The sequence below is a fragment of the Amycolatopsis sp. NPDC104587 genome (assembly GCF_055583645.1).
This window is the reverse complement of the sequence record NZ_JBVJNO010000026.1, coordinates 47,884-70,644: the sequence shown is the minus strand read 5'-3', so window position 1 is coordinate 70,644 and position 22,761 is coordinate 47,884. Positions and strand designations below refer to the sequence as shown.

Here is a 22,761-nt window from a genome sequence, read left to right as displayed (position 1 = left end):
CCGGCTGCGCCCGGGTCCCTCACCCTAACCCGTGGCGTTGCCGGTCCCGACACGTACTGGCCCGCTCGATTCTGCTCCTCGCGGAAGGTGTTCCGCCGCTGGGACACGCCCCCTTTTCGGGCGGTGGTGATCACGGTGCGACGGGTGGGCACGGGGTGCTGCCGGACGGTCACGCGGGGACGCCGGACGGGGCGGGTGGGGCACTCCGGCGCCGCTCTTCTCGCGCGACGCCCGGGGCAGGCCGGCGCCGGGCCGGTTGGCGGCGGGCGAGGTGATCGAGGAGGCATCACGCGTGATCAGGGAGGCATCACGCGTGACTGGAGGGGCATCACGCGTGTCTGGGGAGGCATCACGGTCGAGGCGGTGAGGTGAGCCACAGCGGCCCGGGCTCGCGTTGACAGCGCGTCCCCCGGGACCGAGCATTCCCCGCATGAACCTGTCTGACAGCCGGACAGCCGGACAAGGTGGTCCGCGGCGGGTCAGCGCCATGGAGGCCGTGCTGGCCCACCTGCGCCGGCTGATCGAAAACGGCGAGTACGCCGTCGGCGCCAAGCTGCCCTCCGAGGCCGCGCTGAGCAGGGAGTTCGAGGTCAGCCGGTCGGTCGTCCGGGAGGCCCTGCGCGGCCTGCAGGCCCTCGGCCTGACCGAGTCCAAGACCGGCAAGGGCACCTTCGTCACCGCCACCGGCCCCGCCGAGCACCCGACCTTCGGGCCCTACTCGGCCCGCGACCTCATCGAGGTGCGCCGGCACGTCGAAATCCCCGTCGCGGGCTATGCCGCCGTCCGGCGCGACCAGGACCACCTCGACCTGCTCGCCCACCTCGTCGACCGGATGGACGCCGAGACCGACAACACCGCCTGGGTCGCGCTCGACTCGCTCTTCCACATCACCATCGCCCAGGCCTCGGGCAACCCCGTGTTCGGGAAGGTGATCGAGGAGATCCGCGACGCGCTCGCCCGGCAGTCCGCCTTCCTCAACCAGCTCGGCGGCCGGCGGCGGCAGTCGAACGTCGAGCACCGGGAGATCGTCACGGCGATCGAGAGCGGCGACGAAGGCGCCGCCGTCGCCGCCATGACCGCCCACCTGCAGCACGTCGAAGACACGCTCACCAGCATCGTGAACGGGGACCAGTGACCGAGAAGACCCTCACCCGGGCCGCCGACGCCGGGGACGCCGGCTACGCCAAGGCGCTCAAGCCCCGGCACGTGACCATGATCGCCATCGGCGGCGCCATCGGCACCGGCCTCTTCCTCGGCGCCGGCGGCCGGCTCGCCCAGGCCGGGCCGGCGCTCGCGATCGTCTACGGCGTCTGCGGGCTCTTCGCGTTCTTCGTCGTCCGCGCGCTCGGCGAGCTGATCCTGTACCGGCCCTCCAGCGGCGCCTTCGTCTCCTACGCGCGCGAGTTCATGGGCGAGAAGGGCGCGTACGTCGCCGGCTGGATGCACTTCCTCAACTGGTCGACCACCGGCATCGCCGACATCACGGCCATCGCGCTGTACGCGCACTTCTGGTCGTTCTTCTCGCCGATCCCCCAGTGGGTGCTCGCGCTGATCGCGCTCGCCGTCGTGCTGACGCTCAACCTCGTCTCGGTGAAGCTGTTCGGCGAGATGGAGTTCTGGTTCGCCATCGTCAAGGTCGCCGCGCTCGTGCTGTTCATGGTGATCGGGATCTTCCTGCTGGTGACGCAGACGCCGATCGACGGCGCCGTCCCCGGCCCGCAGCTGATCACCGACCACGGCGGGCTCTTCCCCACCGGGCTGCTGCCGATGGTGCTGATCGTCCAGGGCGTCGTGTTCGCCTACGCCTCGGTCGAGCTGGTCGGCGTGGCCGCCGGCGAGACCGAGAACCCGGAGAAGATCATGCCGAAGGCGATCAACTCCATCATGTGGCGCATCGCGGTGTTCTACGTCGGGTCGGTCGTGCTGCTGGCGATGCTCCTGCCGTGGAGCTCCTACACGAAGGACCAGAGCCCGTTCGTCACCGTGCTTTCGCACCTGGGCGTGCCCGCGGCCGACAGCGTGATGAACCTGGTCGTGCTCACCGCGGCGCTGTCGAGCCTGAACTCCGGCCTCTACTCCACCGGCCGCATCCTGCGTTCGATGGCGACGGCCGGGTCGGCGCCCAAGTTCACCGGCGTGATGAACCGCAACCACGTGCCCTACGGCGGGATCCTGCTCACCGCGGCCGTCTGCGTGCTCGGGGTCGGGCTGAACTACGTCGTGCCGAAGGACGCCTTCGACATCGTGCTGAACTTCGCCGCGATCGGCATCCTCGCCACCTGGGCCATCATCGTGCTCTGCCACCTGCTGTTCGTGCGCAAGGCGAAGCGCGACGGCGTCGAGCGGCCGTCGTTCCGGCTGCCGTTCTCCCCGTACACCGAGATCGCGACGCTGGTGTTCCTCGCCGCCGTCGTGGTGCTGATGGGCTTCGACGAGACCGGCCGGATCACGCTCCTGGCGCTGCCCGCGATCGCCGTCGCGCTGGTCGTCGGCTGGTTCGCCGTGCGCAAGCGGATCGACATGCGCGCGTTCGACGAGGAGGGCCTGTGAGCCACGAACCGCTCGTCGAGCTGGTGCGCGACGGCCTGGTCGAGGGGGTCCACCACGGCTCGGCGGTCGTGCTCGCCCCGGACGGCACGACCCGGTTCACCGCCGGCGACCCGGACGCGCCGATGTACCCGCGGTCGACGGCGAAGCCGCTGCAGGCCACGGCGATGGCCCGGCTCGGCCTGCGCCTCTCCCCCGCCGGGTTCGCCATCGCGGCGGCCAGCCACTCCGGCGAGCCGGAGCACCTCGACGCCGCGTCGGCGGTGCTCGACGGCCGTTCCCCGGACGCGCTCGGCAACCCGGCGGACTTCCCGTACGACCCGGTCGAGCGCGACCGCTGGGTCGCCGCGGGCCGCGCCCCGAGCCGGCTGGCGCACAACTGCTCCGGCAAGCACGCGGCGATGCTCGCGACCTGCGACCTGAACGGCTGGCCCACCGACGGCTACCTCGACCCGGCGCACCCGCTGCAGCGCGCGATCGCCGCCACCGTCGAGGACCTGACCGGACGCGGCATCGAGCGGGTCGCGGTGGACGGCTGCGGCGCGCCGCTGTTCGCGACGACGTTGCGCGGGCTCGCCACGGCCGTGGCGAAGATCGCCACCGCCGCGCCTGGCACGCCGGACCACCTGGTCGCCGAGGGGATCCGGCAGCACCCGGACCTGGTCGGCGGCCGCCGTCGCGACGTCACCGCCGTCATGCGCGCGGTGCCCGGGCTGATCGCGAAGGACGGCTTCGAGGCTGTCCAGGTCGCCGCGCTGCCGGACGGCACGGCGATCGCCGTCAAGATCGCCGACGGCGGCGACCGGGCCCGCCTGCCCGTGCTGGCCGCGGCGCTGAAGCTGTGCGGCGTCGACGTCCCGTCCGGACCGGAAAACCTGCGTGTCACCGGAAAACTGGCCGCCTCCGTGGGGAGCTTGTGATGACCACCCGCCTCGAACACGACCTGCTCGGCGACAAGGACGTCCCGGCCGGCGCGTACTGGGGCGTGCACACCGCCCGCGCCCGGGAGAACTTCCCGATCACCGGCGCCACGATCGCCGCCTACCCGCACCTGATCGAGGCCCTGGCTTCGGTGAAGGAGGCCGCGGCCCGCGCGAACGCCGAGCTGGGCCTGCTCGAACCCGGGATCGCCGACGCGATCGGCGCGGCCTGCCGGGAGATCCGCGAGGGCGCGCTGCACGGCGAGTTCGTCGTCGACGTCATCCAGGGCGGCGCCGGGACCTCGACCAACATGAACGCCAACGAGGTGATCGCGAACCGCGCGCTCGAACTGCTCGGGCACGCCAAGGGCGACTACCACGTCGTGCACCCGAACGAGCACGTCAACCTGAGCCAGTCGACCAACGACGCGTACCCGACCGCCGTGAACGTCGCGACGATCCTCGCGGTGCGCGAGCTGTCCGACGCGATGGTCGTGCTGGAGCAGGCGTTCGCCGCCAAGGCCGTCGAGTTCCACGACGTCCTGAAGATGGGCCGGACGCAGCTGCAGGACGCGGTCCCGATGACGCTCGGCCAGGAGTTCGGCACCTACGCGGTGATGCTCGGCGAGGACCGGCTGCGGCTGAACGAAGCCGTCGCGCTGCTGCACGAGATCAACCTCGGCGCCACCGCGATCGGCACCGGCCTCAACGCCCCGCCGGGCTACGCCGAAGCCGCGTGCCGCCACCTGCGCGAGATCACCGGGCTGCCCGTCGTCACTGCGGCAGACCTTGTGGAGGCGACGCAGGACTGCGGTGCGTTCGTGCACCTCTCCGGTGTGCTCAAGCGGATCGCCGTGAAGCTGTCGAAGAGCTGCAACGACCTGCGCCTGCTGTCGTCCGGGCCGCGCGCCGGGCTCAACGAGATCAACCTGCCGCCGGTGCAGGCCGGGTCGTCGATCATGCCCGGCAAGATCAACCCGGTGATCCCCGAGGTGGTCAACCAGGTCGCGTTCGAGGTGATCGGCAACGACGTCACCGTGACGATGGCCGCCGAAGCCGGGCAGCTGCAGCTCAACGCGTTCGAGCCGGTCATCCTGCACTCGCTGTCGGAGAGCATCACGCACCTGGGCGCGGCCTGCCGGGTGCTCGCGCGGCGGTGCGTCGCCGGGATCACCGCCAACACCGACGTCCTGCGCTCCTACGTCGAGAACTCGATCGGCCTGGTGACGGCGTTGAACCCGGCGATCGGGTACGCGGCCGCGACGGAGATCGCGAAGGAGGCGCTGGCCACCGGGCGGGGCGTCGCCGAGCTGGTCGTCGAGAAGGGCCTGATCCCCGCCGAGGAGCTGGCGAAGCTGCTGCGGCCGGAGACCCTCGCCCGGCTGAGCTGACTTGCCAGGCGGCCGGCACGGGGTACCGTCGGATCCGGAAGGTGTGACTCCACTTCGGAAGGCGGGCGCCCGTGCTGGACCGACTTGTCGACAGGATGCTCGGGCTCCCCCGCGCCGAAGGCCCGAAACCGGTCGTCACGCGCGACCTGCCGGTGCCGATGGCCGACGGCGTCACGCTGCTCGCGGACCGGTACGCCCCGGCCGGGACGACGACGGCGCCGGTGGTGCTGATCCGCACGCCGTACGGGCGCAAGGGCCTGCTCTCGAAGCTCTTCGGCGACACGTTCGCCCGGCACGGCCTGCAGACGGTCATCCAGAGCACCCGCGGCTCGTTCGGCTCCGGCGGCGAGTTCCGGCCCTTCCACCTCGAGCGCGAGGACGGCGTCGCGACGGCCGAGTGGCTGCGCGCGCAGCCGTGGTGCGACGGGAACCTCGGCATGGCCGGCGCCAGCTACCTCGGGCACACGCAGTGGGCCGTCGGCCCCTACCTCGACCCGCCGCTGAAGGCGATGTGCCTCGGCGTCACGGCGTCGGAGTTCGTCTCGACGTTCTACCCGGGCGGCGTGCTCGCGGCGGACAACATGGTCTCGTGGTCGGCCATGATCGGCCGCCAGGAGGAACGCTTCGCCGCGTTCCCGAACCCGCTCCAGAAGCGCAAGACGCGGCAGGCGATGTCGTTCCTGCCGCTGAGCCGCGCCGACGTCGCCGCGATCGGCAAGCCGGTGCAGTTCCTCCAGGACGTCACCGAGCACTTCGTGCCGGACGACACCTACTGGGCCATGTCGGACCACAGCGCCGACGTCGAAAAACTGGATGTGCCGGTGTCGATGGCCACCGGCTGGTACGACCTGTTCATCGGCTCGCAGCTGCGCGACTACCGCCGGCTCGCCGAGGCGGGCAAGGCGCCGCGGCTCACCATCGGCCCGTGGGCGCACGGCGAACCGGCCAGCATGGGCCCGATGATCCGCGACCAGCTCGGTTTCCTGCGCGCCCACCTGCTCGGCGACCGCACGCAGCTGCAGCGCGCGCCGGTCCGGCTCTTCCTCCAGGGCGCCGGCACCTGGCTGGACTTCGAGTCGTGGCCGCCGCCCTCGACCGCGGCCGCGTCGCACCTGCGGCCGATCGGCGGGCTCGGTGAGGGTGTCGACGACGAGGCGCTGCCGACGACGTTCACCTACGACCCGGCCGACCCGACCCCGGCCGTCGGCGGGCCGCTGCTGACCGGCGACTGGAAGCAGAAGGACAACCAGGAGGTCGAGGCCCGCCCGGACGTCCTGGTGTTCACCGGCGAGCCGCTGCCCTCGGAGCTGGACGTCATCGGCGAGGTGTCGGCGACCGTCCACGTGCGCACCGAACTGCCGTACGCGGACGTCTACGTCCGGCTCTGCGACGTCGACACGAGCGGGGTGTCCCGCAACGTCACCGACGGCATCCTCCGGCTGCGGCCGGGCGTCCCGGCGGCGGACGCGGACGGCGTCGTGACGGCGGAGGTCACGCTCGACCCGACGGCCTACCGCTTCCGCCGCGGCCACCGCCTGCGGGTGCAGGTGGCGGGCGGGGCGTTCCCGCGGTTCGCCCGCAACCACGGGACGGACGAGCCGATCACCTCGGCGGTCGACGGGAAGCCGAACCGGTTCGAGGTCTTCCACGACGCGGCCCGGCCGTCGCGGATCACGCTGCCGGTGTTCGGCGGCTGACCACGGCCGCATCTTTCTCAGGGAAAGTGAGGTCTCAGAAACCTCGATGCGGCACTTTCCCTGAGAAAGATGCGTGTTTTGGGAGGGGGATCTCAGTAGGTGGGAATGTGCGGTCATCGGCCGGGAAACCCGAGCCGCGGCCGGGAATCGTCGAGTCGCACAGGGCGAACGGCGCGTTCGTCGGCCCGCGGCTCGCCGTCCAGGTGCAGGTCTCTGAGGCGCGCGATGATCACCGGTCGTCCTTTCCCAGGTACGCCAGCGCTTTCACCCAGTTGCGGACGAGCACCGCGGACGCTTGGGGCAGGTCGCCGTCCCGCAGCGCCGCGGCGATCCGGCGGTGCTCGCCGATGCTCTCCTCGGCCCGCGCGGCCCCGCCGAAGTAACACGACTCGTACCGCTTGAGCAGCGGTTTGGTCTGCCCGATCAGCCGCAGCAGGTGCGGGTTCGGGCAGCGGGACAGCAGCAGCGCGTGCCAGCGATCGTCCACTTCGGACGGATCGCCGGCGTCGGCCAGCGTCGTGGCCATCTCGTCGGCGACGGTGTCGAGGGCGTCGGGCAGCCCGGCCAGCTCCAGCGGCGACGTCCAGCGCAGGGCCAGGGCCTCGAGCTCGGCGACCAGCGGGTAGAGCCGGCGCGCCTCGTCCGGGTCGAACGGCGGCACCAGGAAACCGCGGCCCGGCGCGGAGACAAGCAGGCCGCGGTCGGCCAGCCCGATCAGCGCCTCCCGCAGCGGCGTCCGGCTGACGCCCAGCTCGCGGGCCAGGTGCACTTCGTTGACCCGCGCGCCGGCGGCGAGCCGCCCGTCGAGGACGCGGGTGGTGATCTCCTCGATGAGGTCGCTGCGCAGCGGGGTCCGGGCCATGGCCGGGAGTATTGCATACAGATAGCAGCTACTGTATTCAGTTCCTATGACCTTCGACGTCGCACGCGCCCGCCGTGAAACGCCCGGCTGCGCCGAAGTGGTCCACCTCAACAACGCCGGCTCCGCGCTGCCCCCGGCCGTCGTCACCGACACCGTGGTCGACTACCTCCGCCACGAAGCGCTGGTCGGCGGCTATGAAGCGGCCGCCGGAACGAAGGACCGGCTGGACGCGGTGTACACGTCGGCGGCCCGGCTGGTCGGCGGCGAGGCCGACGACATCGCGATCACCGACAACGCGACGCGGTCCTGGCAGGCCGTCTTCTACGCGCTGCCGTTCGCCGCCGGGGACCGGATCCTCACCTCTCGCGCGGAGTACGCCAGCAACGCCATCGCGTTCCTGCAGGTCGCGCGGCGCACCGGCGCGGTGGTCGAGGTGGTCGGCGACGACGAGACCGGGCAGCTGGACGTCGAAGACCTGAAGCGGCGCGTCGACGGCAGCGTGAAGCTCATCGCGGTCAGCCACGTGCCCACCCAGGGCGGCCTGGTCAACCCGGCCGAGGAGATCGGCGCGGTCGCCGAGGCGGCGGGCATCCCGTTCCTGCTCGACGCGTGCCAGTCGGCCGGCCAGGTCGACCTCGACGTCACTCGCCTGAAGTGCGACGCGCTGTCGATGACCGGCCGCAAGTACCTGCGCGGCCCGCGCGGCACCGGGTTCCTCTACGCGCACCCGCGGCTGCGGGAGCGGCTGGAGCCGGCGATGCTCGACCTGCACTCCGCGAGCTGGACGTCGCCCACCGAGTACGTCGTCGACCCGAGCGCGAAGCGCTTCGAGGTGTGGGAACGCGACTTCGCGGCCGTGTACGGCTTGGGCGCGGCCATCGACTACGCGCTCGGCTGGGGCCTGCCGGCCATCGAGACGCGCGTCGCCACCCTCGCCGCGACCCTGCGAAGCCGACTTGCCGACGCAGGCGCCCAAGTGCACGACATCGGCGCGAAGAAGTGCGGCATCACGACCTTCAGCGTCGACGGCACCCCGGCCGCGGACGTCAAGGCCCGCCTGGCCGAGGCGGGCATCAACACATCGGTGTCGTCGAGGACGTCGGCGCAGTACGACTTCACCGCGCGCGAGCTGCCCGACCTGGTCCGGGCGTCGGTGCACTACTACAACACCGAAGAGGAGATCGACCTGCTGGTGAAGCAGATCGAGAAGCTCTGACAGTCTCAGGCGAACGCGTCGACGCCGGTCAGCTCGGCCGAAACCGTCCACAGGCGCTCGGCCTGCGCCGGGTCGACCGCGTAGTCCTTCACCCCTGACCGCCCGCCGTCGGCCGGAGCGGGCTCGGCGATGTCGCAGTCCTCGAGGTACACCCCGCCCAGCCCGTCGAGCTGCGGGGACGTCGCGGCCCAGACCTGGGTCGCGGCGCCCTGCTCGGGCGTCTTGACGTCGCCGGTCACCTCTCCGTCGGCGTCGAGCATCCCGGCGTCGACGAGCTCCTGGTGGTCGAGGTAGCGCACGAGGTCGGTCATGATCCGGCCCGGGTGCAGCGCGAACGCGCGGATCCCCCGCTCCCGCGCCAGCTTGTCGAGCTGGACCGCGAAGAGCACGTTCGCCGTCTTCGCCTGGCCGTAGGCGAGCCACTTGTCGTAACCCTGCTCGAAGTTCAGGTCGTCGAAGCGCACCGGGCCGAAGTGGTGGCCGCGCGACGACACCGAAACGACGCGGGCGCCCGGCGCGAAGGCCGGCCAGAGCCGGTTCACCAGGGCGAAGTGCCCGAGGTGGTTGGTCGCGAACTGCGCCTCCCAGCCCGGCCCGACGCGGGTCTCCGGCGCCGCCATGATCCCGGCGCTGCCGACGAAGACGTCGATCCCGCGCCCGGAGGCGACGAACCGCTCGGCGAACGCACGGACGCTCTCGAGGTCTGCCAGGTCGAGCTCGTCGACTTCGACGTTGTCGAGGCCCCGCAACGCTTCTTCCGCCGTGGCGCGGCGCCGGGCCGGGACGACGACGTGCGCGCCCGCCCGGGTCAGCGCCCGAGTCGTCTCCAGACCGAGGCCCGAGTAGCCGCCGGTGACGATCGCGAGCCTGCCGGTCAGGTCGATCCCGGCCAGGACGTCGGCCGCGGTGCTCGTGGCGCCGAAGCCCGAGCCGATCTTGTGCTGTGCAGTGGTCATACCCCGACGCTAGGAGCTGGAGTGAACTCCAGCGCAAGCCGGAGTGATCCACGGATCAGTGCGCGGTAGCGTGCGGAGCGTGAGCACCTTCTACGACGTCGCCGAACAGCACCCGGACCGGCTCGCGGTGCTCGCGCCGGACGGGACGGCCGCGACCTTCGGGCAGCTGGCCGCGCGGGCGAACCGGCTGACCCACGCGCTGCGGCGGCTCGGGCTCGGCGAGGGTGACGTCGTCGTCGCGATCGTCCACAACGGACTCCCCTACTTCGAGCTGCTGTTCGCCACCCTGCAGGCCGGGCTGTACTTCACGCCGGTCAACTACCGGTCTTCGGCCGAGGAGATCGCCTACGTCGTGGGCAACAGCGGCGCGCGGGTCGTCGTCGCCGACGCCGGCATCGCGCGGACGTGTGCCGATCTGGGCCCGGTGCACCGGTTCGCGATCGGCGAGGCGGACGGCTGGGGCGACTACGCGGCGTGGGGTGAGGACGAGCCGGACACCGCGCCGGAGCCGCGGACCGCCGGTCAGACGATGCTCTACACGTCGGGGACCACCGGGCGGCCCAAGGGCGTCCGGCGCGCACTCAGCGGGAAACCGCCGTCGCTGCACGCGATCCACCGCGACCTGCTGGCGATGTTCGACGTCCACCCGGGCCCGGGGGTGCACCTCGTCGCCTGCCCGCTCTACCACGCCGCGCCCGGCTCGTTCGCCGTCAACGCGATGCACGTCGGGCACTCCGCGGTGCTCATGGACCGCTTCGACGCCGAGGAGACGCTGCGGCTGGTCGAGCGCCACCGCGTGACGAGCACCCACCTGGTGCCGACCATGTTCCACCGGATGCTGCGGCTGCTCGAAGACGTCCGTTCGCGGTACGACACGTCGAGCCTCACCAGCGTGATCCACGGCGCGGCGCCGTGCCCGCGTGAGGTCAAGGAGCGGATGATCGCCTGGCTCGGGCCGGTGGTGCACGAGTACTACGGCGCGTCCGAGGGCCTGATCTGCGGCGTCACGGCGGCCGGCTGGCTGGAGGCGCCGGGCACGGTCGGCCAGCCGCTGACCGGCGTGCGGCTGAAGGTCGTCGACGAAGACGGCGAGGACGTGCCGGACGGCGAGCCGGGCACGATCTACTTCAGCTCGGCGCACACCACGCTCGACTACCTCGGCGACCCGGAGAAGACGGCGGCCGCGCGGTCCGGCGAGTTCCTCACCGTCGGCGACTTCGGCCACCGCGACCCCGAAGGCCGCGTCTTCCTGCTCGACCGCCGGACGGACCTGATCCTTTCCGGCGGGGTCAACATCTACCCGGCCGAGGTCGAGGCACGGCTGCTCGGCCACCCGGACGTCGCCGACGCGGCGGTGATCGGCGAGCCGGACGACGAATGGGGGCAGCGGGTGGTCGCCGTCGTCCAGCCGGTGCCGGGAGTGCCCGGGGACGACGCGCTGGCCGCGCGCCTGGCCGAACACTGCCGGGCCGCGCTCGCCGGGTTCAAGACCCCGAAACGGTTCGACTTCACCGAGCTGCTGCCCCGGACGGAGTCGGGCAAGATGCTGCGCCGCACCTTGCGGCGGGACTGACCACCGAGGAGCTCCCTGATGCGCAAGCCGTTGACCGTGCTCACCGCCGCCGCGCTCGCCGCGGTCCTGCTGCCCTCGACCGCGTCCGCGACGCCGGGCAGCGGCGTGACCGGCACGATCCTCACGCAGAAGACGATCGGGCACACCGACTACACCCTGCGCGAGATCACCGTCCAGCCGGGCGGTTACACCGGCTGGCACTTCCACGACGGCACGCTCTACGCCTACGTCAAGGCCGGCACGCTCACGCACAACCTCGCCGACTGCAGCGTCGACGGCGTCTTCGGCGCCGGGCGCGCGTTCACCGAGCACCCCGACCAGGTGCACATCGGCCGCAACCTCGGGTCGACGCCGCTGGTGCTGGAGGTCCTGTACGTGCTCCCGGCGGGCAGCCCCCTCTCCGAGAACGCGCCGGACCCCGGCTGCGGCTTCTAGGCCGAGAACCAGCCCGCCGCGTCGAGGCGGTACGCGGCGGGCCCGACCACGGCGCGCAGGTCCGCCTCGAGGGCGGCGATGCGCTCGGCGCCGACCGTGCGCGCCCAGTCCGCGCGCAGGTCGTCGAAGATCTCGGCCGACTTCGTCAGCGCGTCGACGCCGTGCGCGGTCAGCCGGACGATCTTGCGGCGCGCGTCGTCCGGGTCTTCGGCGCGCTCGGCGTACCCGAGCGCTTCGAGCCGTTCGACCGTCTTGCCGGCCGCCTGCTTGGAGACGCCGAGGCGGCGGCCGATCTCCGACGCCGTCGCGCCCGGGATCCCGATGGCCTGCATCGCGAAGCCGTAGGACGGCCGGACGTGCGGGTGGCCCCGGCGCGCGAGCTCGGCGTGCAGGCGGTCGATGAGCGTGCGGAAGCCGCCGAAGAGCAGGAACGGCAGCTCGTAGCCGGGCGCGTCGGTCATGACCCCTTGCCAAGTTCGACAACCAGGTTTACGGTTTCGACAACCATATTGTCGATCCTACGTCTGGAGACGTCTTGTTCCCCGATCACACCCCGGAGTCTGCACCCCCGGCCGCCCGTCCGGCGATGGCGGCCACGGCGAAGAAGTTCGGTCACGTCCCGGCCGCCGTCGGACGGCTGGCGACGTCACCCGAACTGCTGAACGGCTTCCTCAAGCTGAACGCGCTCTTCGAGTCCACCACCCTGCCCGCGCTCGATCGCGAAGTGCTGGTCATGACGGTGACCGCGCGCAACGGCTGTCACGTGTGCGTCGCCATGCACACGGCCGCGCTGGTGCGACTCTCGGCGTCACCCGAACTGGTGACGGCGCTGCGGGCGCAGGCCCCGCTCCCCGACCCACGGCTGGAGGCGTTGCGGCAGTTCGCGCACGCGGTCATGGACACGACGGGCGACGTGCCCCCGGCTGCGCTCGCGACGTTCGTCGACGCCGGATACACGCCACAGAACGCCTTGGAGGTGGTGCTGGGCATCGGCACCTACACGCTCTCGACGTTCGCGAACCGCCTGACGGACGCGCCCCTCGACGAGGTCTTCGCCGCCCACGCCTGGAGTCCCGAAACTGTCGGTGCCCCTCGCTAGTGTTTTTCCCGTCGGCGGCGAACAGGCCGCCCGAGAAGGGGGATTCACCGTGGGGCTGTGGGGAAGAGCGGCGCTTCTGGCGGTCGTGCTGATGGGGGCGGTGACCGCTCCGGCGGTGGCGGACACCGGTCCCGGCGACCTGGAGGGCCGCGTCTGGTTCGATCGCGACGGCAACAACATCGAGAACCAGGGTGAGCCGGGCCGGGCGGGCGCGAAGGTCGTCCTCCACCAGGTGTCACCGCCGGCCGACTACGTCGCTTACACCGACCAGGACGGCCATTACGCGTTCACCGGGCTCGCCCTCGGCGACTACACGGTCCACGCGATCGACGACGGCTACCGCACGAGCGGGTGGAACACGCAGGACCGCACGCTGGCGTTGCCGCATCCCACCGGCTTCGACCACTTCGGGCAGCAGGGCGGCCGCATCCACGGCCGCGCCTGGGACGACACGAACGGCGACGGCGTCCGCCAGGACACCGAACCCCGCCGGGAGACGCAGTTTTCGCTGGTCGGCCCGAGTGGGTTCGAAGGACTGTTGAACCGCACGGTGACCACCACCGGCGGCGCGGACTACTACTTCGAAGACGTCCCGCAGGGCACGTACAAGCTGCAGACGACCGCCCCGCCGGGGATGAGGGCGACGAAGTACCACGCGGGCACGGAGTGGTACCTCGACTCGGACTTCCACAGCGGGCTGGGAAGCCGGCTGTCGTCCGACCCGCTGTCGATCTGGCCGGGCTCCTACCTGCCCAACAACGACGTGGGGTTCGTCGTGCGGTGAGCCGGGCGCCGGTGGCGGTGAACTTCCGCCGCCACCGGCTATCCCGGTCTGACGGTGCTGCCGTTCGCGTCACCCTCGACGAGCGCGCGGTAGGCGTCGGCGACCACGGCCACCGGTGTCCCGCCGGTCCTTCCCATGGCCTCGAGGGTTTCGGTGACCCAGCCCGGGCTGACGACGTTGATCCGCAGGCCGCGGGGCAGCTCGACCGCGGCCGAGCGGACGAACCCCTCGAGGCCGGCGTTGACGAGCGCGCCCAGGCCGCTGCCCGGGATCGGCTCGTCGAACGTCCCGCCGGTCAGGGTGATCGAACCGCCGTCAGCCAGGTGCCGCGCCGCGCGCCTCGCCAGGGCCACCTGGCCGAGCAGCTTGCCGCGCAGGTCGTCCAGGGCCTGCTCGTCGGTCAGCTCGGCCAGCGGCCGCAGCGGCACGTGGGCGCCGCAGCACACCACGGCGTCGGCCGGTTCGCCGAACAGCGCGTCGAGCGAAGCGGGATCCCGGAGATCGGCGCGCACCTCGGTCGTCCGCGAGACGCGGACGACCTCGTGACGCGGTTCGAGAGCGGCGGTGACGGCCCGGCCGACGAGCCCGGTCGCGCCCAGCACGATGATCTTCACTCCGTCGACGCTACCGGCGCCGGCCTCCGGTCCGCCCGGGATTTCCCGTGCGCTCAGAACGGCCGGGAGAAGGTGCCGATGACCATGCAGTCCGGTGGCAGCCCGTTGGGCGGGCTTCGAAGATTTATGTGACTCAGGTCTCTTATCCCTGGTGTCCGGTCCCGGCCCGCGGCGACGACCCCTCGGTGACCGCACCACCGAGAAGGAGTCGAAATGGACAAGCCGGCCGGACGGCGGGAGTGGCTGGGGCTGATGGTGCTCGTGCTGCCCACCCTGCTCGTCGCGATGGACATGACCTCGCTGTTCCTCGCGCTGCCGCAGCTGAGCGCGGACCTCGGCGCGAGCGCCACCGAGCAGCTGTGGATCACCGACAGCTACGGCTTTGTCGTCGCCGGGTTCGTGATCACCATGGGCACCCTCGGCGACCGGATCGGGCGACGGCGGCTGCTGCTCACCGGCGGCGGCGCGTTCGCCGCGCTCTCGGTCGTCGCCGCGTTCTCGACCAGCCCGGAGATGCTCATCGTCGCGCGCGGGGCGCTCGGCATCGCCGGGGCGACGCTGATGCCGTCGACGCTCGCCCTGATCACGAACATGTTCCGCGACGACCGGCAGCGCGGGAAGGCCATCTCGATCTGGGCCACCTGCCAGTTCGCGGGCGGCTCGGCCGGCCCGGTGCTCGCCGGGTTCCTGCTGCAGCACTTCGCGTGGGGGTCGGTCTTCCTGGTCGCCGTCCCGGCGATGGCGGTGCTGCTGGTGGCCGGCCCGTTCCTGCTGCCGGAGTCCCAGGCGCCCGCGACCGGGCGGCTCGACTTCGCCGGGGTGGCGCTCTCGCTGGCGGCCGTGCTGCTCATCGTGTTCGGCCTCAAGCAGCTGAGCACCGGCCGGCTGACCGTGCCGCTGGTCGCGATCGCCGCCGGGGCCGGGCTGGGCACGGTCTTCGTCCGGCGTCAGCTGACCTCGTCGTCGCCGTTGCTGGACCTGCGGCTGTTCCGGAACCGCCCGTTCACCGCGGTGCTGGTCGCGCTCGTGTTCGCCGGGGTCGCGATGGCCGGGGTCGGCCTGCTGGTGACGCAGTACCTGCAGAGCGTCCTCGGGTATTCGCCGCTGGTGTCGGCGCTGCTGTTCGCCCCGATGGGGCTCGGCGTCGCGGCGGGCACACTGGCGGCGCCGGCGCTGACCGGCCGGATGACCCCGGCCACGGCGATCGCGGGCGGCCTGGTGGTCTCGGCGGCGGGCAGCCTCCTGCTGGCCTTCGCGGACGGCCTGCCGCTGGTCGTGGCGGGCATCGCGGTGCTGACGCTGGGCACGGGCCCGCTGTTCGCGCTCGGCATCGGCCTGGTGGTCGGCGCGGTCCCGCCGGAGCGCGCGGGCTCGGCGGCCTCGATGGCCGACACGGGCAACTACCTGGGCGGCTCCCTGGGCCTGGCCCTGATCGGTCTGCTGGCGACGGCGGTCTACCGCGCGGTGTTCCCGGCGGGGACAACGCTGGCGGCGGACGTCACCCGGCCGGAGCTGGCCGCGCAGGCCAAGGCGGCGTTCACGACCGCGGTGAACGTCACGGGCGTGATCGCGGCAGTGCTGTTCGCGGGCCTGGCCCTGCTGGTGACGACGATGCGTCAGCGCGACGTGGTGGGCGCAGCAGGGTTCGAACCTGCGACCGCTCGGGTGTAAGCCGAGTGCTCTTCCGCTGAGCTATGCGCCCGGCGGCGGCGGTCCCCACCCAGGGGGCCGCCGCCGGGAAACCTCACACCAGTTCGGCGACGGCCTTCTTCCAGGCCTGCTGGTCGCGGGCCTCGCCCGGGCCGTTGACCTCGGCGAACCTGACCACACCCGAGGTGTCGACCAGGAACGTGCCGCGGACCGCCAGGCCCGCCTGCTCGTTGAAGACGCCGTAGGCGCGGGCCACCTCGCCGTGCGGCCAGAAGTCGGACAGCAGCGGGAACTGGTAGCCCTCCTTCTCGGCCCACGCCTTCAGCGAGAACGGCGTGTCCACCGAGACACCCAGCACCTGGACGCCCTTGCCGTCGTAGTCCGCGAACTCGTCACGGAGCTGGCAGAGCTCGCCCGTGCAGATGCCGCTGAACGCGAACGGGTAGAAGACCACCAGCACCGGCTTGTCACCCCGGAAGGACGACAGCTGGACCGGCTGCTTGTTGTAGTCGTTGAGCGTGAAGTCTGGGGCCTCAGAGCCGACCTCGAGGGCCATACCGCGTTTCCTCTCCCGAACGGACACGTGCCTGCGACGACAACCCTATCGTGTCACCCGGGCGAGCCGGTTCAGCGCTGCTTGGACTTCGACTTCGGGGACACCAGCCGGGTGCCGATCCAGTTCGCCCCCACGCTCATGTTGGCGGTCTGGGCCAGTCCGACGGCAGGGACCGCTTCCGCGATCTCGCTCGGCTCGACGTGCCCGGGCTGTCCCGTCTTCGGGGTCAGGACCCAGATCACGCCGGTTTCTTCCAGGGGGCCCCTGGCGTCGATGAGCGCGTCGCCGAGGTCGCCGTCGTCTTCGCGCCACCACAGCAGCACCACGTCGATGACCTCGTCGGCTTCCTCGTCGAGGATGTCCCCGCCGATCTGCTCCTCGATCGCCGCGCGGACGTCGTCGTCGACGTCCTCGTCCCAGCCGATCTCCTGGACCACCATCTCGGGCTTGATGCCGAGCCTCTCGGCGACGCTGCTCTGATCAGCGTCTCCCGCGGCGACCACTGCTTTCACTCCTCCAACTACGACGGAGCGTGGCGGTCCGGCACCCTCGTGGAGGGTACGGCTGCGCCACACTCGGCTACCCGGTTGCCGATAGCGAACACTGGTGCGGCGCTGCGCGCAACCGTCCACACCGGATCTTTGACAACTCGTGTCGCAGGATACGGGGCGGCGGGGACTCGCCGCGACGGCGTTTCGGGTGCCTCCGGCGACCGGTCTGGCACCCCGCCGGGACCCGTCCCCTAGGGTGGGGAGGAAGAAAACGCGCGCGCGATACACCGCGCGCTGGGAGTGGCTCGCCCGGGTCGGCCGATGTTACCGCCAAGTAGCGGTGCGGAAGCCGGGACGGAAGACGACGATGGAGAGTCGTACACCCCCGCGTACGAGCACCACCGGCTACAACTTTTCGCAAGGAGACCCCTTGGCCCCGCAGAACGACGGCGCCTCCGGCAAGGAGACCCCGGCACGCGTACGCGTCATCCGTGACGGATTGGCGGCGCACCTGCCCGACATCGACCCGGAGGAGACCGCCGAGTGGCTGGACTCCTTCGACGAGGCGCTGGCCAGGGGAGGTCAGCAGCGGGCCCGGTACCTGATGCTGCGCATCCTGGAGCGCGCCCGTGAACGCCACGTCGGCGTGCCGGCGCTCACGTCGACGGACTACGTCAACACCATCCCGACGGAGAACGAACCGTGGTTCCCCGGCGACGAGGAGATCGAGCGCCGCTACCGCGCCTACATCCGGTGGAACGCCGCGATCATGGTGCACCGGGCGCAGCGCCCGGGCGTCGGCGTCGGCGGGCACATCTCGACCTACGCCTCCTCCGCCGCGCTCTACGAAGTCGGGTTCAACCACTTCTTCCGCGGCAAAGACCACTCGGGCGGGGGTGACCACGTCTACCTCCAGGGCCACGCCTCCCCCGGCACCTACGCCCGCGCGTTCCTCGAGGGCCGGCTGACCGAGCAGCAGCTCGACGGCTTCCGCCAGGAGTTCTCGCACGCCGGCGAGGGCGGCGGCCTGCCGTCGTACCCGCACCCGCGGCTGATGCCGGAGTTCTGGGAGTACCCGACGGTGTCCATGGGCCTCGGCCCGATGAACGCCATCTACCAGGCCCGGTTCAACCGCTACCTGCGCGACCGCGGCATCAAGGACACGAACGACCAGCACGTCTGGGCGTTCCTCGGCGACGGCGAGATGGACGAGCCCGAGTCGCGCGGCCTGATCCACGTCGCGGCGCACGAGGGCCTCGACAACCTGACCTTCGTGATCAACTGCAACCTGCAGCGGCTCGACGGCCCGGTGCGCGGCAACGGCAAGATCATCCAGGAGCTGGAGTCGTACTTCCGCGGCGCCGGCTGGAACGTCATCAAGGTCATCTGGGGCCGCGAGTGGGACTCGCTGCTGCACGCCGACCGCGACGGCGCCCTGGTCAACCTGATGAACGTGACGCCCGACGGCGACTACCAGACGTACAAGGCCAACGACGGCGCCTTCGTCCGCGAGCACTTCTTCGGCCGCGACCCGCGGACGAAGGACCTGGTCAAGGACCTCTCCGACGCCGACATCTGGAACCTCAAGCGCGGCGGCCACGACTACCGCAAGGTGTACGCGGCGTACAAGTCGGCGCTGGAGCACCACGGCCAGCCGACGGTGATCCTGGCCCACACGATCAAGGGTTACGGCCTGGGCCCGGCGTTCGAGGGCCGCAACGCCACGCACCAGATGAAGAAACTCACCCTCGACGACCTCAAGCTGTTCCGCGACTCGCAGCGGATCCCGATCAGCGACGAGGAGCTCGAGCGCGACCCGAAGCTGCCGCCGTACTACCACCCGGGCGCGAACTCGCCCGAGATCGAGTACATGGTCGGCCGCCGCAAGGCGCTCGGCGGCTTCCTGCCCGAGCGGCGTCCGAAGGCGTCGAAGGCGCTCGTGCTGCCCGGCGACAAGGTCTACGAAGGCCTGCGCAAGGGCTCCGGCAAGCAGGAGGTCGCCACGACGATGGCGTTCGTCCGGCTGGTCCGCGAGCTGGCGAAGGACTCCGAGATCGGCAAGCGCGTCGTCCCGATCATCCCGGACGAGGCCCGCACCTTCGGCCTCGACTCGATGTTCCCGACGGCCAAGATCTACAACCCGCACGGCCAGACCTACACCTCGGTCGACGCGAGCCTGATGCTGGCCTACAAGGAGTCCGAAAAGGGCCAGCTGCTGCACGAGGGCATCAACGAGGCGGGCTCGACCGCGTCGTTCACCGCCGTCGGCACGTCGTACGCGACGCACGGCGAGCCGATGATCCCGATCTACATCTTCTACTCGATGTTCGGGTTCCAGCGCACCGGTGACGGCCTCTACGCCGCCGCCGACCAGATGGCCCGCGGGTTCGTCCTCGGCGCCACCGCCGGCCGGACCACCCTGACGGGTGAGGGCCTGCAGCACGCGGACGGGCACTCGCTGCTGCTGGCGGCGACCAACCCGGCCGCGGTGGCCTACGACCCGTCGTGGTCGTTCGAGATCGCGCACATCGTGAAGGACGGCCTGCGCCGGATGTACGGCGAGACCGGCCCGGACGGCAACGGCGAGAACGTCTTCTACTACATGACGATCTACAACGAGCCGTACCAGCAGCCCGCCGAGCCGGAGAACCTCGACGTCGACGGTCTGCTGAAGGGTCTGTACAAGTACGCGGACGCGCCCTCGGGCGACGGTCCGGAGGTGCAGATCCTCGTCTCGGGCGTCACGATGCCGGACGCGCTCAAGGCGCAGAAGCTGCTCGCCGAGGAGTGGGGTGTGCGGGCGTCGGTCTGGTCGGCGACGTCGTGGACCGAGCTGCGGCGCGAGGCCGTGGAGATCGACCACGACAACCTGCTCTACCCGGGCAGCGAGCCGCGCGTGCCGTACGTAACCGAGAAACTTTCACGCGCGAACGGCCCGGTCGTGGCGGTGTCGGACTGGATGCGCGCGGTGCCGGACCTGATCCGCCCGTACGTGCCGACCGACATGCTGACGCTGGGCACCGACGGGTTCGGGTTCTCCGACACCCGGCCGGCGGCGCGGCGGAAGTTCCTGGTCGACGCCGAGTCGATCACCGTCGGCGCGCTGTCGATCCTGGCCAAGCGCGGCGAGGTCGAGCAGGCGAAGGTCCTCGAAGCGGCCACGAAGTACCGGCTCGACGACATCGCGGCCGCCGGGCCGCAGACGTCGGATTCCGGTAGCGCGTGATTCGATGCTAGAAAGGGACCCGGCAGACATCCGATGTCTGCCGGGTCCCGCCTGCTTAGGGAGCTGATGAGTGTGACGAAGCGCCGACTGCCGAAGCCGGACGAGCTGAAGCAGATCCTGCGGCCGAAGCCGATCGTGCTGAACCCGACCGACCGGCGGCTGGCGAACGCGCACACCATCGCCGACCTGCGGACGATCGCGCGCAAGCGCACTCCCCGGGCGGCCTTCGACTACACCGACGGCGCGGCCGAGCTCGAGGACAGCCTGCGCCGCGCGCGGCAGGCCTACCGGCGGATCGAGTTCCACCCGAACGTGCTGCGCGGGGTGTCCGATGTGGACACCACGCGCGAGATCCTCGGGAAGACGTCCGCGCTGCCGTTCGCCTTCGCCCCCACCGGGTTCACCCGGATGATGCAGCACGAGGGCGAGAGCGCGGTGGCGCGCGTCGCCGAGCGCAACGGCATCCCGGTCGGCCTCTCGACGATGGCGACAACATCGATCGAAGACCTCGCGGCCGCCGCGCCCGGCGCGCGGAAGTGGTTCCAGCTCTACGTCTGGCGCGACCACGGCGCGGGTGAAGATCTGATGAATCGCGCGTGGGAGCACGGCTACGACACGCTCATGCTGACCGTGGACACCCCGGTCGGCGGCGCCCGCCTGCGCGACGTCCGCAACGGCCTGACCATCCCGCCCGCGCTGACCCTCAAGACGTTCCTCGACGGCGCGACGCACCCGGCGTGGTGGTTCAACCTGCTGACCACCGAGCCGCTGAACTTCGCCTCGCTCAACCACTTCGGCGGCACCGTCGCCGAACTGCTGAACAAGCTCTTCGACCCCACGCTCAACTTCGACGACCTCGACTGGGTGCGCCGCACCTGGCCGGGCAAGCTCGTGGTGAAGGGCGTGCAGAACGTCGACGACGCTCGCGACGTCGTCAAGCACGGCGCGGACGCGGTCCTGATCTCGAACCACGGCGGCCGCCAGCTCGACCGCGCCCCGACGCCCCTGGAGCTGCTCCCGGCGGTGCTGGACGAGCTCCAGGGCGGCGCCGAGGTCTGGATCGACACGGGCATCCTCTCGGGCGGCGACATCGTGGCGGCGATCGCCCGCGGCGCCGACGCGGTGCTGGTCGGCCGCGCGTTCCTGTACGGCCTGATGGCCGGCGGTGAGCGCGGGGTGCAGCGCTGCGTCGACATCCTGCGGACGGAGATGGTCCGCACGATGCAGCTGCTGGGTGTCCGGACCTTGAAGGACCTGACGCCCTCGCACGCCACCCTGCGTTAGACCTGCGCCTGGCCGCCGTCGACGAAGAACTCGACGCCGTTGACGAAGCTCGCCTCGTCGGTGGCCAGGAACAGCGCCGCCGCGGCGATCTCGCTCGGGTCGCCCAGGCGGCCGAGCGGCACCTGGCTCGCCATGCCTTCGACGAGCTGCTGCCGCGCGTCCGGCTCGGCCAGGCCGAGCAGGCCCGGGGTGAGCGTCGGCCCGGGGCTCAGCACGTTGACGCGGATTCCCTTGCCCTGCAGGTCGAGCGCCCAGGTGCGGGCGAAACTGCGGACGGCGGACTTCGTCGACGCGTAGATGCTCATGCCCGGCGCCACGCGCGTCGACGTCGTCGAGCCGGTGAGGATGACCGACGCCTTGTCGTTCAGCAGCGGCAAGGCCTTCTGCACGGTGAAGACGACACCCTTGACGTTCGTGCCGAAGGTCGCGTCGAACTGCTCCTCGGTGATCTCGCCCAGCGGCTGGGTCACGCCGCCGCCCGAGTTGGCCACGACGACGTCGAGACCGCGGCCGCGCTCGGCGATCACCCGGTAGACCTCGTCGAGGTCGGCGAGGTTCGAGGAGTCGGCGCGGATCGCCTGGACGCTGCCGCCGATCTCGGCGACGGCGTCGTCGAGGACCTCCTTGCGCCGCCCGGTGATCACGACGTGCGCGCCTTCGGCCGCGAACCGCTTCGCGATGCCCAGGCCGATGCCGGTCCCGGCGCCGGTCACCAGTGCCGTCTTGTCCTTCAGGTTCATCTCACCCTCCGAATTCTTGACTATCTCGTCCAGAACGTACGCGGTTCTGGACGAGATAGTCAAGAATGGGTAGGCTTGCTTCATGGCGAGACCCCGGAGCTTCGACGAGGCCGCGGTCCTGCGCGCCGCACGGGACCAGTTCTGGGCAACCGGTTACGCGGGTACGAAGATCGACGACATCGCGGCGGTGACCGGCCTCGGCAAAGGCAGCCTCTACGGCGCCTTCGGGGACAAGCACGCGCTGTTCCTGCGCGTCTACGACGACTACTGCACCGAGGCCACCGAAGCAACGCGTCGCCTTCTCGAGGGCCCCGACGAGACCGCCTACCAGCGGCTGCGCGAGCACGTCCTGGCGATCGCCGAGGACACCGCGGCCGACCGCGACCGGCGCGGCTGCCTGATCGCGAAGAGCACGGCGGAGTGCGCGCAGCACGACGAAGCGATCGCAGCCCGTTCCGAGCGTGCGTTCCGCGAGCTGCACGCCCAGCTGGCGGACTGCATCGCGGCGGCCCAGCGCGCCGGCGACATCGCCGGCGGCCACGACCCGGCCCACCTGGCGAGCCTCCTGCTCGCCGTCAACCGCGGCATCGAAGCGCTCGGCAAGGGCGGTTCCAGCCCGGCTGAGCTGCAGACGATCGCCGAGACCACCCTGGCCGTCCTGCCGAAGCCGTAACTCGCGTTACCGCCTGACCCATTGGGCCAACCGGACTCAACTTCTTG

At 71.2% G+C, this 22,761-nt stretch carries 21 protein-coding genes and 1 tRNA gene; 14 read left to right on the top strand and 8 right to left on the bottom strand.

The window, feature by feature from the left end; all coding sequences use genetic code 11:
• Positions 1–487: 487 nt before the first annotated feature.
• From ACZ61C_RS46690 to ACZ61C_RS46670, 5 genes are all read left to right on the top strand, one after another.
• Positions 488–1,135 (top strand): FadR/GntR family transcriptional regulator, encoded by a 648-nt coding sequence (locus ACZ61C_RS46690; protein WP_465314445.1) that lies wholly within the window; start codon positions 488–490, stop codon positions 1,133–1,135.
• Positions 1,136–1,212: 77 nt separating this feature from the next.
• Entirely contained in the window at positions 1,213–2,550 is a 1,338-nt protein-coding gene (locus tag ACZ61C_RS46685; protein WP_465314444.1) for an amino acid permease, read from the top strand.
• Positions 2,547–3,467, top strand: coding sequence for an asparaginase (locus ACZ61C_RS46680; RefSeq protein WP_465314439.1), 921 nt, complete (start codon positions 2,547–2,549; stop codon positions 3,465–3,467). Before ACZ61C_RS46685 ends, ACZ61C_RS46680 begins: the two co-directional genes overlap by 4 nt.
• Positions 3,467–4,858 carry an aspartate ammonia-lyase gene (aspA, locus tag ACZ61C_RS46675; RefSeq protein ID WP_465314438.1) on the top strand — a complete coding sequence of 464 codons (1,392 nt, stop codon included), beginning with the start codon at positions 3,467–3,469 and terminating at the stop codon, positions 4,856–4,858. The genes ACZ61C_RS46680 and aspA overlap by 1 nt, the downstream gene beginning before the upstream one ends.
• A gap of 71 nt (positions 4,859–4,929) precedes the next feature.
• Positions 4,930–6,555 carry a CocE/NonD family hydrolase gene (locus tag ACZ61C_RS46670; protein ID WP_465314437.1) on the top strand — a complete coding sequence of 542 codons (1,626 nt, stop codon included), beginning with the start codon at positions 4,930–4,932 and terminating at the stop codon, positions 6,553–6,555.
• A 229-nt stretch (positions 6,556–6,784) separates the two neighbouring features.
• Here the strand turns inward: ACZ61C_RS46670 and ACZ61C_RS46665 are convergent, their stop codons facing one another.
• Positions 6,785–7,417, bottom strand: coding sequence for a GntR family transcriptional regulator (locus ACZ61C_RS46665; protein WP_465314436.1), 633 nt, complete (start codon positions 7,415–7,417; stop codon positions 6,785–6,787).
• Positions 7,418–7,463: 46 nt separating this feature from the next.
• On the opposite strand from ACZ61C_RS46665, the gene ACZ61C_RS46660 reads away from it, so the two are divergent.
• Positions 7,464–8,633, top strand: a complete 1,170-nt coding sequence (locus ACZ61C_RS46660) for an aminotransferase class V-fold PLP-dependent enzyme (protein ID WP_465314435.1) — start codon at positions 7,464–7,466, stop codon at positions 8,631–8,633.
• A gap of 5 nt (positions 8,634–8,638) precedes the next feature.
• Here the strand turns inward: ACZ61C_RS46660 and ACZ61C_RS46655 are convergent, their stop codons facing one another.
• Positions 8,639–9,589 (bottom strand): SDR family NAD(P)-dependent oxidoreductase, encoded by a 951-nt coding sequence (locus ACZ61C_RS46655; protein ID WP_465314434.1) that lies wholly within the window; start codon positions 9,587–9,589, stop codon positions 8,639–8,641.
• Positions 9,590–9,668: 79 nt separating this feature from the next.
• Between ACZ61C_RS46655 and ACZ61C_RS46650 the strand changes: the two genes are divergently transcribed.
• Together ACZ61C_RS46650 and ACZ61C_RS46645 are read left to right on the top strand one after the other, a co-directional pair.
• A complete protein-coding gene (locus tag ACZ61C_RS46650; protein WP_465314433.1) occupies positions 9,669–11,162 on the top strand; it encodes an AMP-binding protein in 1,494 nt (497 codons plus the stop codon).
• A gap of 18 nt (positions 11,163–11,180) precedes the next feature.
• Positions 11,181–11,597: a cupin domain-containing protein gene (locus ACZ61C_RS46645; protein WP_465314432.1), complete on the top strand. Its 417-nt coding sequence runs from the start codon at positions 11,181–11,183 to the stop codon at positions 11,595–11,597.
• Here the strand turns inward: ACZ61C_RS46645 and ACZ61C_RS46640 are convergent.
• Positions 11,594–12,058 (bottom strand): MarR family winged helix-turn-helix transcriptional regulator, encoded by a 465-nt coding sequence (locus ACZ61C_RS46640; protein ID WP_465314431.1) that lies wholly within the window; start codon positions 12,056–12,058, stop codon positions 11,594–11,596. The genes ACZ61C_RS46645 and ACZ61C_RS46640 overlap by 4 nt on opposite strands.
• A 125-nt stretch (positions 12,059–12,183) precedes the next feature.
• Here ACZ61C_RS46640 and ACZ61C_RS46635 point away from each other — a divergent pair, with 125 nt between their 5' ends.
• Positions 12,184–12,696, top strand: a complete 513-nt coding sequence (locus ACZ61C_RS46635) for a carboxymuconolactone decarboxylase family protein (RefSeq protein WP_465314430.1) — start codon at positions 12,184–12,186, stop codon at positions 12,694–12,696.
• 49 nt (positions 12,697–12,745) lie between these two features.
• On the top strand, positions 12,746–13,480 hold the full coding sequence (locus tag ACZ61C_RS46630) for an SdrD B-like domain-containing protein (protein ID WP_465314429.1): 735 nt from the start codon (positions 12,746–12,748) through the stop codon (positions 13,478–13,480).
• Between the two features lie 38 nt (positions 13,481–13,518).
• Here ACZ61C_RS46630 and ACZ61C_RS46625 read toward each other — a convergent pair whose 3' ends face one another.
• Positions 13,519–14,094 (bottom strand): short chain dehydrogenase, encoded by a 576-nt coding sequence (locus tag ACZ61C_RS46625; protein WP_465314428.1) that lies wholly within the window; start codon positions 14,092–14,094, stop codon positions 13,519–13,521.
• A gap of 213 nt (positions 14,095–14,307) precedes the next feature.
• Between ACZ61C_RS46625 and ACZ61C_RS46620 the strand changes: the two genes are divergently transcribed.
• Positions 14,308–15,765, top strand: a complete 1,458-nt coding sequence (locus ACZ61C_RS46620) for an MFS transporter (protein WP_465314443.1) — start codon at positions 14,308–14,310, stop codon at positions 15,763–15,765.
• Here ACZ61C_RS46620 and ACZ61C_RS46615 read toward each other — a convergent pair.
• From ACZ61C_RS46615 to ACZ61C_RS46605, 3 genes are all read right to left on the bottom strand, one after another.
• Positions 15,722–15,796: transfer RNA gene (locus tag ACZ61C_RS46615), tRNA-Val, on the bottom strand. The two genes, ACZ61C_RS46620 and ACZ61C_RS46615, sit on opposite strands and share 44 nt — an antisense overlap.
• Before the next feature lie 42 nt (positions 15,797–15,838).
• Positions 15,839–16,300 carry a peroxiredoxin gene (locus ACZ61C_RS46610; RefSeq protein ID WP_465314427.1) on the bottom strand — a complete coding sequence of 154 codons (462 nt, stop codon included), beginning with the start codon at positions 16,298–16,300 and terminating at the stop codon, positions 15,839–15,841.
• Between the two features lie 71 nt (positions 16,301–16,371).
• A complete protein-coding gene (locus ACZ61C_RS46605) occupies positions 16,372–16,803 on the bottom strand; it encodes a DUF3052 domain-containing protein (protein WP_465314426.1) in 432 nt (143 codons plus the stop codon).
• A 418-nt stretch (positions 16,804–17,221) separates the two neighbouring features.
• On the opposite strand from ACZ61C_RS46605, the gene aceE reads away from it, so the two are divergent.
• Together aceE and ACZ61C_RS46595 are read left to right on the top strand one after the other, a co-directional pair.
• Positions 17,222–20,017: a pyruvate dehydrogenase (acetyl-transferring), homodimeric type gene (aceE, locus tag ACZ61C_RS46600; protein WP_465314425.1), complete on the top strand. Its 2,796-nt coding sequence runs from the start codon at positions 17,222–17,224 to the stop codon at positions 20,015–20,017.
• Positions 20,018–20,089: 72 nt separating this feature from the next.
• Positions 20,090–21,301 (top strand): alpha-hydroxy acid oxidase, encoded by a 1,212-nt coding sequence (locus tag ACZ61C_RS46595; RefSeq protein ID WP_465314424.1) that lies wholly within the window; start codon positions 20,090–20,092, stop codon positions 21,299–21,301.
• On the opposite strand, the gene ACZ61C_RS46590 is transcribed toward ACZ61C_RS46595, so the two are convergent.
• Positions 21,298–22,041, bottom strand: a complete 744-nt coding sequence (locus tag ACZ61C_RS46590; protein ID WP_465314423.1) for an SDR family oxidoreductase — start codon at positions 22,039–22,041, stop codon at positions 21,298–21,300. The two genes, ACZ61C_RS46595 and ACZ61C_RS46590, sit on opposite strands and share 4 nt — an antisense overlap.
• Positions 22,042–22,123: 82 nt before the next feature.
• On the opposite strand from ACZ61C_RS46590, the gene ACZ61C_RS46585 reads away from it, so the two are divergent.
• Positions 22,124–22,714, top strand: coding sequence for a TetR/AcrR family transcriptional regulator (locus ACZ61C_RS46585; RefSeq protein ID WP_465314422.1), 591 nt, complete (start codon positions 22,124–22,126; stop codon positions 22,712–22,714).
• The last annotated feature ends 47 nt before the right edge of the window (positions 22,715–22,761 follow it).

What these genes read in the sequence shown, in the direction of transcription:
- ACZ61C_RS46690 (WP_465314445.1), top strand. Translation starts at nt 488, where the DNA reads ATGGAGGCCGTGCTGGCCCACCTGCGCCGGCTGATCGAAAACGGCGAG.
- ACZ61C_RS46685 (WP_465314444.1), top strand. Translation starts at nt 1,213, where the DNA reads ATGATCGCCATCGGCGGCGCCATCGGCACCGGCCTCTTCCTCGGCGCC.
- aspA (WP_465314438.1), top strand. Translation starts at nt 3,467, where the DNA reads ATGACCACCCGCCTCGAACACGACCTGCTCGGCGACAAGGACGTCCCG.
- ACZ61C_RS46665 (WP_465314436.1), bottom strand. Translation starts at nt 7,417, where the DNA reads ATGGCCCGGACCCCGCTGCGCAGCGACCTCATCGAGGAGATCACCACC.
- ACZ61C_RS46660 (WP_465314435.1), top strand. Translation starts at nt 7,464, where the DNA reads ATGACCTTCGACGTCGCACGCGCCCGCCGTGAAACGCCCGGCTGCGCC.
- ACZ61C_RS46655 (WP_465314434.1), bottom strand. Translation starts at nt 9,589, where the DNA reads ATGACCACTGCACAGCACAAGATCGGCTCGGGCTTCGGCGCCACGAGC.
- ACZ61C_RS46645 (WP_465314432.1), top strand. Translation starts at nt 11,181, where the DNA reads ATGCGCAAGCCGTTGACCGTGCTCACCGCCGCCGCGCTCGCCGCGGTC.
- ACZ61C_RS46640 (WP_465314431.1), bottom strand. Translation starts at nt 12,058, where the DNA reads ATGACCGACGCGCCCGGCTACGAGCTGCCGTTCCTGCTCTTCGGCGGC.
- ACZ61C_RS46635 (WP_465314430.1), top strand. Translation starts at nt 12,184, where the DNA reads ATGGCGGCCACGGCGAAGAAGTTCGGTCACGTCCCGGCCGCCGTCGGA.
- ACZ61C_RS46620 (WP_465314443.1), top strand. Translation starts at nt 14,308, where the DNA reads ATGGACAAGCCGGCCGGACGGCGGGAGTGGCTGGGGCTGATGGTGCTC.
- ACZ61C_RS46610 (WP_465314427.1), bottom strand. Translation starts at nt 16,300, where the DNA reads ATGGCCCTCGAGGTCGGCTCTGAGGCCCCAGACTTCACGCTCAACGAC.
- ACZ61C_RS46590 (WP_465314423.1), bottom strand. Translation starts at nt 22,041, where the DNA reads ATGAACCTGAAGGACAAGACGGCACTGGTGACCGGCGCCGGGACCGGC.
- ACZ61C_RS46585 (WP_465314422.1), top strand. Translation starts at nt 22,124, where the DNA reads ATGGCGAGACCCCGGAGCTTCGACGAGGCCGCGGTCCTGCGCGCCGCA.